Source organism: Nitrospira sp. BLG_1 (genome assembly GCF_047338595.1).
Lineage (GTDB): Bacteria > Nitrospirota > Nitrospiria > Nitrospirales > Nitrospiraceae > Nitrospira_D.
In genome coordinates this window covers 214,922-228,827 of sequence record NZ_JBLFBO010000005.1, presented here as the reverse complement: position 1 = coordinate 228,827, position 13,906 = coordinate 214,922, and the positions used below count along the sequence as shown (strand labels likewise).

Annotated in this window: 9 protein-coding genes and 2 pseudogenes; 3 read left to right on the top strand and 8 right to left on the bottom strand. The window is 54.9% G+C overall.

Annotated features, from left to right (window positions below; translation table 11 throughout):
• From ACMTNU_RS07625 to ACMTNU_RS07610, 4 genes and pseudogenes are all read right to left on the bottom strand, one after another.
• On the bottom strand, nt 1-4,276 hold a 4,276-nt coding region (locus ACMTNU_RS07625; RefSeq protein WP_413934632.1), incomplete at its 3' end, for a multicopper oxidase domain-containing protein.
• 565 nt (nt 4,277-4,841) lie between these two features.
• The gene (locus ACMTNU_RS07620; protein WP_413934631.1) at nt 4,842-5,798 is read right to left on the bottom strand and encodes an IS5 family transposase; all 957 of its coding nucleotides are present in this window, start codon (nt 5,796-5,798) and stop codon (nt 4,842-4,844) included.
• Nucleotides 5,799-5,890: 92 nt separating this feature from the next.
• Nucleotides 5,891-6,356: pseudogene (locus tag ACMTNU_RS07615) on the bottom strand (transposase); the annotation flags it as partial.
• A gap of 248 nt (nt 6,357-6,604) precedes the next feature.
• Nucleotides 6,605-6,855 (bottom strand): annotated as a pseudogene (locus ACMTNU_RS07610) (transposase); the annotation flags it as partial.
• Between the two features lie 349 nt (nt 6,856-7,204).
• On the opposite strand from ACMTNU_RS07610, the gene ACMTNU_RS07605 reads away from it, so the two are divergent.
• From ACMTNU_RS07605 to ACMTNU_RS07595, 3 genes are all read left to right on the top strand, one after another.
• A complete protein-coding gene (locus ACMTNU_RS07605) occupies nt 7,205-8,104 on the top strand; it encodes a formylglycine-generating enzyme family protein (RefSeq protein ID WP_413934630.1) in 900 nt (299 codons plus the stop codon).
• Nucleotides 8,105-8,194: 90 nt separating this feature from the next.
• Complete coding sequence (locus tag ACMTNU_RS07600; RefSeq protein WP_413934629.1) at nt 8,195-8,785, top strand: hypothetical protein; 591 nt, start codon at nt 8,195-8,197, stop codon at nt 8,783-8,785.
• A gap of 33 nt (nt 8,786-8,818) precedes the next feature.
• The gene (locus ACMTNU_RS07595; protein ID WP_413934628.1) at nt 8,819-9,730 is read left to right on the top strand and encodes a formylglycine-generating enzyme family protein; all 912 of its coding nucleotides are present in this window, start codon (nt 8,819-8,821) and stop codon (nt 9,728-9,730) included.
• Between the two features lie 131 nt (nt 9,731-9,861).
• On the opposite strand, the gene ACMTNU_RS07590 is transcribed toward ACMTNU_RS07595, so the two are convergent.
• From ACMTNU_RS07590 to ACMTNU_RS07575, 4 genes are all read right to left on the bottom strand, one after another.
• Nucleotides 9,862-10,707, bottom strand: a complete 846-nt coding sequence (locus ACMTNU_RS07590; RefSeq protein WP_413934627.1) for a formylglycine-generating enzyme family protein — start codon at nt 10,705-10,707, stop codon at nt 9,862-9,864.
• Nucleotides 10,708-10,788: 81 nt separating this feature from the next.
• Nucleotides 10,789-12,057, bottom strand: a complete 1,269-nt coding sequence (locus ACMTNU_RS07585; RefSeq protein WP_413934626.1) for a HEAT repeat domain-containing protein — start codon at nt 12,055-12,057, stop codon at nt 10,789-10,791.
• Between the two features lie 106 nt (nt 12,058-12,163).
• Nucleotides 12,164-12,742 carry a hypothetical protein gene (locus ACMTNU_RS07580; RefSeq protein ID WP_413934625.1) on the bottom strand — a complete coding sequence of 193 codons (579 nt, stop codon included), beginning with the start codon at nt 12,740-12,742 and terminating at the stop codon, nt 12,164-12,166.
• Nucleotides 12,743-12,781: 39 nt separating this feature from the next.
• Nucleotides 12,782-13,705 carry a carboxypeptidase-like regulatory domain-containing protein gene (locus tag ACMTNU_RS07575; RefSeq protein ID WP_413934624.1) on the bottom strand — a complete coding sequence of 308 codons (924 nt, stop codon included), beginning with the start codon at nt 13,703-13,705 and terminating at the stop codon, nt 12,782-12,784.
• Nucleotides 13,706-13,906 lie beyond the last annotated feature (201 nt).

Below are 13,906 nucleotides of genomic sequence, written 5' to 3'. Positions count from 1 at the left end.
CGGTGCGGTAATCGGTCGGCTCCGACCGATAGTTCACCGCCGTCACGCCGGCCACTTTTTGGATGTACGGCATGAAGCTCGTGCCGGTAATATTGTCCTCGTCCTGGAACAGGAGCGCAAACGAGCGATAGTTCTGCCGTTTTTCGTTTCCTGACACAGTCCGATCGACCATCACATCCGCCCTCCACGAGCTCTTCTGGGCCAGGTCCTCGCCGGTCACCGGATCACGATACTGCGACCCCTTCGGCCCGATGATGACGGCACCAAAGAGTCCGTTCCGCGGATTCTCGATCACGTTCCCCCAGTCCTGAATCAGAGCCGAGTTCTCCCCAAACTCCGGATGGGCGTAGAACGTATAGGTCTTACTCTGGCCCGGCGCAACCGTCTGATCGCCGGGATTATTGCCGGCGTTGATGCCCATGGACTCCTTCGGATCAAACGCGAGGTTATCCACATGGAATCCTGCGCGGTCCTTGGCCATCTCATTCTTCAGATTGACCTTGATGCAGTCACCGACGTTGACGTGGAGCGTCAACGGGCTTGGCTCAAGGTTGCCCGACGCGACTTTGGTCTTTTCGCCTTCGAGCACATACATCTTCCCGCTTTCGTTCCCCAGTACCATTTTACGCTCCAAGTCGACTTCCATCGTCCCTGGCGTCCCCTTGTTGTAGCGGATCGCTTTGTCGATGGCCGAGACGTTGAAGCTCTTCACTGGTGCATCCGCCGGACACACCGACTTAGCCGACTGCGGAATCTCACTGCGCCCTGGAAGCGGTTTGAGTGTCGCATCCGCCTTGTCCAGAACTCGGACAATTCCCCAGCTGCCTTCAACGAAGTGCGACGCCCGACCGCTATAGTACAGGTAGTCGCCCGCCATCTGTTGTGGTCCGCCGGCGGCCGGAATAGCCGCATCATACCGTTCCCCGATCACCACGTGTAGCGAGCTGCGGGGGATGGAGTTCTTGCTATAGCGCTCCATCGGGAACCAGTGACCGCTGAGGTGCCAGGAATGCACTTCGTTGGCCGATGTTTCCAGCAATCTGACCACCACTGGATCGCCCAGATAGGCCCTCAACATCAGCGTATCCGGATCTCCGTGGATCACACTGCTGAACAATTTCGAAGGATCCGGGTTGTTTGCCAAACGGACAGACAAGGGCTCTACCCGCATGTTGTACCCGCCACCGGTCGTGGCTTCACCGCCGTTCAAGAACTTCATCGGCGACAGATTGAGTTTGGCCGGATAGACCGCCGACGGCGTCCCATCCACGGATATTGCGCCGACCCTGGCCTGTGGATTGTCGGCCGTAATCAATTCCGCCGCCCGAGGGTTGGAATCCATGACATGGGTCACGATCTCACGGAATGACCCCCTGATATGGGCGGACACCGGTTCGGTCGTGTGGATGTCCGCGACGGGGCCGCTCCTGATTTCCTTCCCCGTGACCGGATCATGGTAGGTCGATCGCGGCGGTTCCGTGATGAATGAAGCATACTGCCCATGCCCCCACGAATCGAGACCATACACATGGTCATGCCAGAACGTGGTGCCGAAGTCGGCGTCCACATACCAGCGCTCGCGGATCCACTCGACCGAGGCAATCTCACCCTTCTTATGAGCATGCAGCAACGGCCGCTCAAAAGTGATCGTATTGCCGTCGATCTTGCTGATACGGGCTGACTCGAATCCATTCACTTCATCCATTCCCACGCCCAACTCCGTCTTGACGTGGAACTTTGACGCATCCTTGACCTTGATGCTGGTCGCCCCCTTGGCGGCATCCGCCTCGATCGTCGTGTTCATCGGGACCGGCATACCCTTGCCTGGGTGCTCGTCCTTCAAGATCGTGAACGGACGGAGTGACATCTCATAGGAGAAGCCGATGATGGGTCCATCGGAGGCTTGCGTGTCGAACTGGAACATGTGCGGATGCAGGTTCGTCTTGCTGGAGAACCCTTGCCGCGTATCATCTTTCAGCTCGCTCTTATAGACGACGTCAATACAGTCCTGCACGTTTCCACGAATGACCAGCGGAAACTGCTTCGCTCGATTCTTACGGACCTCGGCTTCCTCTTCATGCAGCACATAAAGCAATCCGCCCGGATCGACGATCGCCGGTGTCTTGGCCGTCGCCCCCTTCAAGGTAATAGGCAAGGTGATCGCATGAATGTTGAACTTCTTGACCGGCGCGCCTTCCGGACAAAGACTCCATGGACCCTGCTCTCCAGGCTTGGCAGGCTCGGTTGAGTTACTGCCATCATCACGACGATGAATCGGCTCCAACCAGGGCGCCCCGCTGTGGCTCGGCGAGAACGGCACTCGTCTGCCGAGATGCGGCCGCAGCCACGGCCACGACAGCTTTCCGCTTCGCGGGTCGAAGAGAATCTCCTGGCGCTTGCCAGGCGTCGACGACTTGTAGTTCACCCATTCGTACGTCGTTTCAGGCTCACTCAGCGCTTTCATTCCGTCCCAAGCCCAGTCATTGACCGTCGAGTCGTAGGCCAGGGTCTGTTCCTTCTCTGTGTTCTTGTGCCCCGGCTTGCCCTGCGGCGGCACCTGCATCTCCACCCAATCCTTGATGGAGACCTTGGCTGGGTTGGCTTTCCAATCGGACTTGTCCTTGGTGATCTCGAATTTCTTACCACCGTACCAATCGACCATCGTCCCCACGAGCTTATCACTTGCGACACCGGTCCTCATACGGCCGACACGGTCGGGCAATTCAACCAACGGCTTCATCACATCCGTCTGGAACCCTGGTGCTTGCAGGGTGTTGTACACCCGCCAGAATCCCCACATGCCCGTCACGTAGTGCTGCGGAATGTGGCAATGGAATACGAATTCTCCGGCCAACGCCTGCAGTCCTCCCGAACCGCCCTCGATCACCTGATCATAAATCTCCGTCGGCCCAATGGACTGCACGTCGAGACGATCAGAGGTGTCGCTAATGAGCGGGAACTTCACCGGACCATTACTGGAAGCAGCAAAATCCAGGTTGCTGTTCCCGGGCTGACGTGCCCAGCGAATGGACCCGCCATGGAGGTGATGCGAATGCACGATCTCTGAGCCACCCGCCATCCGGAACTTGGCCGGATCACCGAGATACGAACGCGGAATGGTCGTAGCCGGGTCACCGAATGTGTAGGACCCATAGGCCATAGACTCATCGCCATAGAACCCCATATGGGCTTGGAGTTCGATGCGTGTACCGTGCGGCTCACTCCGATAGTTCAACAAACGCGCTCCCGGTCGATACGAGTCGGTGTGAGGATCGCGCTGCGGCAACATCTCACCATTCTTGTTCAAAATCCTGAAGGCCTCATCGCCTGCCTCATGATAAAAGATCGCGAATTCACGAAAATCCGCCCCGTTCGGATCTTCGATCATGGCTTCCCAGCCGCTCGCCATCGGCTTTCCATCGAACGGACTGAGGTAGCGTGAGCCGCGTGGCTCAACGACCAACATGCCGATCAATCCAAGATTGAATTGTTCACGTGAGGCATGTGACCGGAGAAACCGTGCGCCCTCTTGTGTATCCGGCTTGATGTACCATTCAAAACTTTGCTGTTTCCCCACCGCCACGGTCGTATCCGGATTCGATGGGGTTGCCGGCTTGCCGGTGGATGAAATCACCATCGACGACCCGTTGATGACGAGGTTGGTCGGCTCATCGGCAATCTGGTTATGGAGGGTCAGCTTGAGACAATCACCCTGATTCGCCCGGATGACGAGCGGTTGGATCACATCACCCTGCAGACCGTTCGACAGGGCGCCGGGATCGTTTTCCTTTTCCCGTGCTTCCTTGTTCGCCGTCTCCTCGGCTCGTGCTTTATCCAGATTTTCGTTCAGGACATACATGTACCCTGGGAAGTAATCAAGAAACCGGCTCAGGGTGATTTCAATGTTGATCGCGGTGACGTGGTAGTCCTTGATGGGTGCAGTCGCCGGACAGCGCTGTCCGTTGGTGACCGAGACTTTGTCCGGATCATCCGCTACCAGCAACACGCCCTGTTGCATCATGTGGCTGTTGGCACTTGTGTCGTACCTTCCCTTCTTTCCGATGAATTCCTGCTGCCGCTTGATTTCGTCCATCATGCGGTCATGAAGGACTGCCCCGCCTTCACGATAGATCACCTTTTTCGCAGATGCCTGCTCCGCGCTGCCCTGGTGACCATGCTGTTCCGCAGCCCACGCCATCGATACTGCCAAAGGCACTATGAAGCTGGCTGCAATCCCCAATATCCTCGGCCATACATGCCCTCTTGAAATACCCATACGTTTAGCCTCCTCTCCCAGATCGGTGAAACACCCATGTTGCATACAAGAAAGACCAGCCATGTTGTCATAACCATTTATGAGTCCGATGGGGGCCCGCTCATCACGGAGGAAGCGAGAGGAGGCCAATCCTACCGTTCCCTCCCCCATCGGACAAATCAACATGCTGGGAGACACCGGCCTGTTTCCCTCCTTCCAACAACAGCAAGTCCCATTCCTGTTTTCGAGGCACGCCGAACCTAGATATTTAAATGAGATTACGCTGCGAACATTCCATCGGTCGATGATTCAATGGGATACGGACGCCCCCTAAAATCATCGGTGGTCACAAAACCCTGTAATCAGAAGGAGATAGTAGTGGTGTGCGAGAAGTAACCGAATGGGACAGCACCGCCCCATTCAAATTCGAACAAGATTACCTAGGGAAGGTCTGATTAATTCACGTTTCTGCTCAGAAATCTGTTTGTGACGTGGCCATCAGGGGAAATCCGCTTAGTTCTGGATCCTTTTCGTAGGGTGCCCCCACTGTCCGCTGGCCCACTGCAGCTCTGTGGACACACGGTCCCTATGTCCCGGCCAACAGCCGACGACGGACCACATACAGATTTGCCAAGCCACAACTGATCTGGAGCCAGTGAGTATTCTTCGCGAGTCCCCGGTACCGGACCTTGGCCCAGCCGAAGATCCGCTTGATCACCAAGAACGCATGCTCCACCTTTGCTCGGACTTTTGACTTGGTGCGGTTGCGAGCCAGCGCCTCCTCACTCAGCGGCCGATGCCGATGCGCTTTGGTCTGGATAAAACTTTTGGCGTTGGGCGCGTGCTGCCGAATGACGCCGCGTTGCCCGCTGTAGGCCGCATCGCCCCATACCCGTGTCTCCGCGCCATGCAGTAATTTCGGCAGCACTTGGCTATCGTGCACATTGGCCGCCGTGGCTGTCACCGAATGAATGACTTTCGTCTGGCTATCCACGCCAATATGCGCCTTCATGCCGAAATACCACTGCTTCCCTTTCTTGGTCTGATGCATCTCGGGATCTCGCTCCTTCGTGCGATTCTTCGTCGAACTGGGGGCACTGATGATGGTGGCATCCACGATGGTGCCCCGGCTGACCTTCAACCCCTGGGCGGCCAAATACGTCCCGATTTGTGCAAAGAGTCGCTGGCCCAGTTGGTGTGCTTCCAAGAGATGTCGGAACTTGCAGATCGTGGTCTCATCGGGCACGGGTTCGCGTCCCAGATCAATCCCCACGAATTGCCGCATGGCGCGGGAGTCGTACAGCGCTTCTTCTACGGCCGGATCTGACAAGTTGAACCACTGTTGTAGACAATGCAGGCGCAGCATGCGTTCAATACCCACCGGCGGACGCCCCGGGCCGTCGGCCTTGGGATAGACCGGCTCGATGACCGTCACCAATTCCGCCCACGGCACCACGTGGTTCATTTCGTTGAGAAACTGCTCGCGGCGAGTGGGCTTACGATACTGTTCGAATGAGACTTCGGCAAAGGTCTGTTGGTGCATGTGTGTGGCTCCTGTTCAATGCGCCATTCCTCATAGCACATCACCACCGGGGAATAAATCAGACCTTCCCTAGCTGTGTTTAGGGCGTGTCATCAGTTAAGCCATATGACCGAGGCCGCAAGATAGATGGCGCCGAGGAAGTTGGCGGCGCGTTTGTCGTATCTGGTGGCAATCGCGCGGTATTGCTTGAGTTTGGCAAAGAAATTCTCGATCAAATGTCTGGCCTTATACAGCTCCTGATCGTATTCGCGCGGTTCCGTACGGTTTGATGTGAGCGGGATCACGATTTTGATGCCCGCGTTTGCCAGCAGGTCGAGGACTCGCACCTGCGCATCGTACGCTTTATCCCCCCCGCAATGCCTGAATGGTGTCAAGGAGAGTAGGGAGCAGCCGATCAACTCCTGCCAGATCGTGGGCTTGCCCAGCGCATCGCACGACGCATGGATTGTTGTCGTCAATCCGCCTTTTGAGCGCCCGATGCGTTCCGTTACCCTGTCCCCCCCCTTTTGCACCAGCTGAGTGCTGGTGGGCACGAAGAATGGTGGAATCAATCATCGCCTATTCTCTAGAACTCAAGACTTGATCTGTCAGACAGTGGCAGATTTCATCGAAAATCGTCTCCTCGGTTCAATCATTCCGACTCGTGCCATCCTTACAGCGGCCTACTGTATCACGGCCTGAGTTAAGGGGATTGTCGCGTTTGTGGCCCCATAGCTGAAACGGACAACGCTGAAAATGCAACAGCCGGGTTCACTCAAGAATCAGGCACTGTCTGAAAGATAAAACGCTAGTTTTTACACCTATTCGTTATCGGCCTCCTCCGCGAGTTGTTCAAAAATCCTCAGCCAAACGCCCCGTTGGCTCCAGCGGGTGTGGCGCGTAGGGATCACCCGGAAGTCTCCGAACCGCTCCGGCAGATCACGCCATGCGATCCCGGCACGGTAACGACATAACACCGCTTCAACAAACCGCCCGTTCTCGTTGGCCGTCCCCCCGACATGGCCCGCACGGTCAGGCAGAACATCCTTAATGTGCTCCCCTGGTCATCACGTACCGCCTAGCGCCGTGCCATCCAGAAGCCCCTCCCCGGGCCTCTGAATAGGACATCACTCGCAGACGCGTTTGTGAATCCGGACCATTATCCCGCCGCTAACTGATGATACGCCCTAGGACGAGATGAAAGATCAGCTCGACATCGACTCGACACACGTTCGCGCAGACCTCGCGCCGTGGCATGGTGCACTTGATGAGTAAATTCTTCTGCGATCGTCCTCACTCATATAGATGCAGTCGAGCCGACCTCTGTGGTAGCTTGAGCCCAGCTGGGTAAACCGCCTGATGACCAGTCATCAACGGCGAATGTCTATCGCCCGGTTCTGCTAAGGGGACTCACGGTCGGACTGTATATGCTGGGTTACCATACCTGTTCCACGACACTCATTTCCTTTTTCCTCCTCATCGGAACTTCCACCGTCGTGCAGGCAGAATCAAAACCTTCTCCGGAACTAGCCCGTCATCTCACTGTCATCGCAAACCTGTCCCAACCTTCACCGATTGTGGCTATTCCAGCCGGTCCATTTTTGATCGGCAGTAAACGAGTTGATAGTGATCCGTATGGGAGGTGGACACAGTTTGATGATACCGAACTTCCTCAACACCGCGTCTGGTTGGACGCATATGAACTCGATCGCGATGAGGTGAGTCTCGGGGAATACCTGGCCTTCTTACATCAACAGAAAACGTATCCCTCGAGCGAGTTGCAGCAACTGCTATGGCATGTCATCACGATCCATTCCATCCAGGACGAAGCTCTCACACGGTGGCCCGCTCTGTACGTCACATGGGATGAAGCCGCGAAATTTTGCTCCGTCAGGCACGCGAGACTGCCCACAGAAGCCGAATGGGAGAAGGCCGCGCGAGGGCCGGAGGGTAATCTCTATCCGTGGGGTGACGCGATGCCCAACCAAAAACTGGCCATGTTCGGGCAACATCACGTCCATGAAATTCCCATTCTCGCGGCGGTCGATTCTCACAAAGAGGGCAAGAGTCCCTATGGAATCCACCATATGGCGGGAAACGTGGCAGAGTGGGTGCATGACTGGTTTGGGTTTGACTATTATGCCTACATGCCGGATCGTAATCCCCCCGGTCCGACCACCGGACGCTACAAAAGCGTCCGTGGAGGTTCGTGGAAAAGTAAGCGAGTGATGCTGAGAACAGCAACAAGGGGCGGCGCCTCTCCCCATCAACGTTCCGCCGCGATTGGTTTTCGATGTGCACGGACGCCTGTGACACCGTCCCCCTAGCCCCTACTCCTATCTCCGTGAAACAATCGACTCATGCACTCAATGGCACGAAATGAAAATGCACAGACCAGTATGGTAGGATTTCGCGCCATGCGTCTGCTGTGGATTGCCGTCTCACTGATGTGGTATGCGCTGATGCCCTGGCAGTCGGCATTCGCGCTCGAATTTACCGCAGACCAAGTGATCAAGATCGACGGAAAAACACGGAAGGCCTATATCTACTACCGTGATGCAATGTGGCGCATCGAGCACCATACCATGGGGCCTGTAAACGTCAGCATCGTGCGCAAGGATAAACAGGTGGTGTGGCTGCTGCTGTCGAGAATGAAGCATTTCAAGTCTGTCCCCTATAGTCCTGACCAGGATCTCATGGTCAAAGAGCGCCTAGAGGGAGAAGTTTCTCGTGAGGAAATCGGCACGGAAATGCGAGAAGGGCACCCCACGATCCTCTATGAGGTCAGAACAAAACAAGGGGAGCGCATCGACGAGTACTACCAATGGCTGGCTAGCGATATTCACTTTCCCATGAAGCTGGCCAAAAAAGACGGCAGTTGGATCGTGGAATATCACCATGTCAAAATGCGGTCGGTATCAGACTATCTCTTCAACCTACCGGTCAACTTCCAACCATTGGAAGGATTCGATACCCCGACGCCGGAACAGACCGGTCCTGGCCTGTAACATAACGATATCAGAGAACAAGGAGGATGGGCCGTGCACCTGTTAGCAGTGATCGTAAGCGTTGTGCTGATGGGATTCATCACCGGAAGTGCTGCATTCGCATTGGACGTGGCCGATGTCGTCCGACAATGGACACCCGAAGGGAAAAAGCTTGCGGAGGAACGGGCCAAGCTGCCGGCTCATGACGAGATGGTGTTGATTCAGGCCGGTGAGTTTCTCATGGGAAGCGACAAGAGGGCCGATCGGAATGCCTATCAAGCCGAACTCCCTCAGAGGACCGTCTATCTTGACTCCTACGAAATTGATCGGTTCGAAGTAACGACCGTCCAATTTCTGAAATTTATCCTGGCACATGATCTCCCACCGCTCATCGATTGGCAATACGACGGCGGCAATTTTCAGGAAACCATGACGAACCATCCAGTCATGCACGTGTCTTGGGCCGATGCCGAAACCTATTGTAAGTGGGCCGGCAAGCGACTCCCCACGGAAGCTGAATGGGAGAAAGCCGCCCGAGGAGAAGATGGACGGCTGTATCCCTGGGGAAATCAGATCGCAGGCTTGTCACGGTCCAACTTTGGTCGGACGGGCCTATCCGGTCCCGTACGTGATCGCCCAGAACGACTCTTGCTCTATCCGCCGATCATCTCCGTTGATAAGTATGACAATGCCGTCAGTCCATACGGTGTCTTCCAGATGTCCGGTAATGTGGCTGAATGGGTAGCCGATTGGTATGATCCTAAATACTATGCTACCGCACCAAACCGAAATCCAAAAGGACCGGACAAGGGGTCTCAACGGAGTTTTCGTGGCGGAAGCTGGATCGATAGCACACCAAGTGTCCGAGTGGCTCAACGGAATGGGACTGATCCAAGCACGAAGATGAACTGGCTCGGCTTTCGCTGCGCACGGGATGTACAACCCTCACAGGAACCTACGCAATAGGTACGAATTTCCCCTGGTTCTCCTGAATGGAAACGGTCCGGTCTCACAGGAGATGCGGTGTTAGTGCACATGTGAGATGAACGGTCTGCTCTCTTGAACCTCGGGATGACGACAGAGTCGATCTCCGGTTCCTATTTCCTCACGCCCTCTGTGGCGCATCGGAAGCCTGTGGACTCATTGCGCATAGTCGGGTCACTCTCGACACGGGTAAAGATTCGGACCGTCGGTGTTTCATTCTGCCAACCAGCTCCTCGAATGACTTTCTTCAACCCGGTTTCAGGACCTTTCGGATTCCTCTCAGGACTTTTCTCGTAGTACCGAGCATCATACCAATCATTCACCCACTCCCACACATTGCCGGCCATGTCATACGCACCATAAGGACTTTTGCCCGCTTCATAACTGCCGACCGGCATAAGTGTCTTTTCGCCGATCCACCGCTGGTTATAATTCAAATGCTTTGCAGTCGGCTCGACATTTCCCCAGACGAACCGTCGGTCGGATGTCCCTTTTGCTGCTTTTTCCCACTCGGCTTCCGTGGGAAGTCGTTTGCCAGCCCATTTGCAATACGCGTCTGCATCAAACCAATCAACGTTGATCACAGGACGCTCAGCAAGTGACTCTGTGATGGTATCACCTTGCCAAAGATTTCTCGTAGGATTTGTTGGGTTCTGTGGGACACGATGGCCGGTGCTCTTGACGAATTCCAGATAGCGACCGTTCGTCACTTCGAATTGATCGATCAAAAATGAATCCAAGAAGACCTCGTGACGTGGATACTCATCCCGCCCCCCATCACGGTCTCCGGGAGGAACCCCCATGGGAAATAATCCGGCAGGAACGAGCACCGTCGGTGCGCCATCCTTACTCAATGGCGTCTGAGTTTCATTGCTCGAGATTCCATCTTCGGCAAATGAAAGCGAGAGACCGAGAACGAGGACGAACATGATTGAGGAGGTCATATATCGAATCAACATCTGAATAGCTCCTTCCAGGGAATTTCTACAGCCCCCGATCTCCCTGAACATCGATACCTACAGCCATACACACTCCGCCGTTTATTCAGCCAGGGGAAAGGCAGTAAGCAGTACGCCTCCTGCCGTCGCTCGAACTGCATCATCTTCGTCATGCAAACTATTTTTGAGAACCGTACGTGCGCGTGGTCCCTCAATCTTTGCCATCGACCGAATCGCGGCAATCCTCACACGAGGCACCGGATCCTGAATCAATATCATCAAGGCTGACCGCGCCGATTCTTGATTAGCTTGTCCGGCATGCCCCAGAGCCCGAGCTACGGCGGCACGAACTGCGGGCTCTTTCACGTTGATGAGAGTCTGAACGGAATCGGCCACTACCTCATATCGCTCTCCATGCTCGAGTAGTGCTCCGATCACGAACGCTCTGACAGCGGCATCACGCTCAACAAGTGCCCTACGTAGGGGCTCTTCAGCGTTCAAACCATGAAACTTCCCTAAGCTCACCGCAGCAGCAATTCGCACCGGAGGAAGCGGATCCCTCAGAAGCCGGTTCAGTATGACAAGCGCTTCTGCTGACGGCAGACGACCAAATCCTGTCGCAGCAGCACCACGCACCGATGGCTGTTGGTTTTCACTCGCATCTTTGAGGATATGGAACAACTCTGTCGATTGGCGCTCAACCAATGCACGAATGGCTGCAGTTTGTTCATCTGGATTTGGTGCTTTGGCATAGCGCAGCAACACATCACATCCCTTCGACCGCTTGAGATGACAGAGCACCTCGGCTGCCGCAACACGAACCCGTACTTCCGGGTCCTTCAACAAGGGCTCAGCCAGTGAGATGACCGAAGCATCATGTGACTTTGTAAATCCCTTGAGCACCGCCTCTTTGACCAACGCAGCTTGATCTTCCAGCGCCTGGCGGAACTTCGGTAAGCGTCGACCAGCATCGAAGTTCGCAAGGCCCTCAGCTGCTAATGCTCTGACGAGACCTGACTGATCGGTCAGTCCTCCCTCCAAGAACGGCATCGATTCAGGACTATGCCAATCCTTCAGAGCCGTGTAGGCCGCCCCACGCATCTGCTCGCGCATATCATTCGTGAGTATGACAACAAATCCAAGTGCAACTTCACGAAGGAGCGACTGATCGTCCTGCTCCACAACTTCCGCCAGCTTGTCATATTCTGTCAGGGCATCCTTCGGCTTGCCGAGCCTCAGCAACGTACGAATCTTAAGCCGACGAACATCCGGCGCACTCGCGGTTTCCCGATCGAGCCGGTCCAACTCCTCAAGAGTTTTGGGATACTCCTTGGCATCGTAGTGTCTCTGAATCTGTGAGACGTCAGGCACAGCCCCACTCAAAGAAGGGGCAGAGATGGAAGGTAGCAGCATCAGACTTGTGATCAGGGCTACCGCACGTCGAATCTTCAGAACACGCACTGTGCTATCTCTCCTATCATTGGATCGTCTCGCTTCGGCGTTTTCGATACCCTGGCGGCTGCTCGAAATACAGATACGGCTGCGGCGATATCCTGATTCGTTCATACTCAAATGACCAATCTCGATCCTGGCTGACTAACTTGAGCACGACACCGGCCTCCACATCAACCCACTGATAGAATCGCTCAGATACTCCATCCCGTTCTGCGTGGACGTCGAACAATCGCGCGGCACGACCGGCTACGATCGCATCACCGACAGGATTTCTACTCGTCTCCCCCACTAGCTCCTGGCGTATCGATGGGACGTCGTCCGTGACAGGCAAGACCAGGAGGTACTTCTGTTGAGGCAGGACATACCATCGCTCCCCGAGATCCATTCGGATAATTTCAAGCGCTGAAAAGCCTAGCTCAGTTCGAACGGCGTATTTATATTCCAGCCTAAGCCGATCCCCCTTCCCGAATACCTGGGCTTGGTATGTCTTGCCGTTCAGTCGTTTCACAAGGCTACCGGAAAATTCCGGCTCAAAAGGCAGCGTATCGCCAGCCTCCCCGATCGAGGTCATCACAACATAGAGAAGGAAAGAGAGCACCAACCGACCGGCGCTCCTTGCCGCATGCATACACACCTATGGCTATTGCTGATTTTCAACCAACGGTCGGATATCGATGGTATACCCAAGAGACTGAAGACCAAACCGGGGATTGTCCATCACTTTATACGGAGTTCGATTTCCTTTCGGAGCCGGCAAAGAAAGTCTCTCAACGACTTTCCCATCCGGTTGAACAATAACAGATTTAGTCGTGCCCGGCCCAGTCTGTGGGTGCCACACCACCAACTGATACGTACCAGGCGGAATACCGTCAATCACAAACTTTCCATCCGCATCGGTGACAGCATAGTAGGGATTGTTCACAGCCATCGCCCAGCTTTCCATGTAGGCATGAAAGCCACACTGCATGTAGAACGTCCGTCGACCCTTGTTCAGATAGATCGGTCCGATCAAGGACTTACCGGGCGCATGATTATGCATGGCGTGCAGATCGCCTCGATGATGCTGATGGTTCATGATGAGAGGCGTATTGAATAATACACGCGCACCAGCCTCAGGCGACGTCTCATAGCCCTGAATATCATGCATGACGGGGTCCATATTGATTACTTCCACCGCATGCCCATTTCGAACAATCGTCATAAACGGCTGAAACATGCAGTCCCGCGCTTCTATCAACGGAACCGATAGGTCAAAGGGCTTTCCGGTTTCAATCCCTTCGAGCAACACAATGGCGTCTTTCAATCCTCCCTGACGGCTGACGACAAAATCATGAAGCAAGCGCCATCCACGCCCATTGGAAATACGCCCACAATACATTGGGTCTGGGAAGGTAATGAGATTGAACCCCTTTGGTTCCGGTACCACTCCATCGAGGGTAATCGTACCTTCAATTGTACCCCCATGCTCCACCTCTATCACATCATAAGAATACACAGAGCCAAGTCCCAGCAACAGCGTGAAGATTCCCCAGCCAAAGGCGATGATTACGCGTCTTGTGCCCAACTCTCTCTCCTTCTAGTCGGTAACTAGTCGAATCTAAACCTTAAATCACCAATCCGATGCTGAATCCCTTCATGTGGCTGATATCGTACCGAGTAGACGTACAGTCCACTATCGCCAGCCTTACAAATCCTCTTCGACGGCCGAACCGATCGTTTGAGTGAGTACGGAATCGTTTCTCCGAAATAGTCACTTTATTATACC

Bases quoted from the DNA above. Each gene is read 5' to 3' on its own strand.
- ACMTNU_RS07605 (WP_413934630.1), top strand. From the start codon at position 7,205: ATGCTGGGTTACCATACCTGTTCCACGACACTCATTTCCTTTTTCCTC.
- ACMTNU_RS07590 (WP_413934627.1), bottom strand. From the start codon at position 10,707: ATGTTGATTCGATATATGACCTCCTCAATCATGTTCGTCCTCGTTCTC.
- ACMTNU_RS07600 (WP_413934629.1), top strand. From the start codon at position 8,195: ATGCGTCTGCTGTGGATTGCCGTCTCACTGATGTGGTATGCGCTGATG.
- ACMTNU_RS07620 (WP_413934631.1), bottom strand. From the start codon at position 5,798: ATGCACCAACAGACCTTTGCCGAAGTCTCATTCGAACAGTATCGTAAG.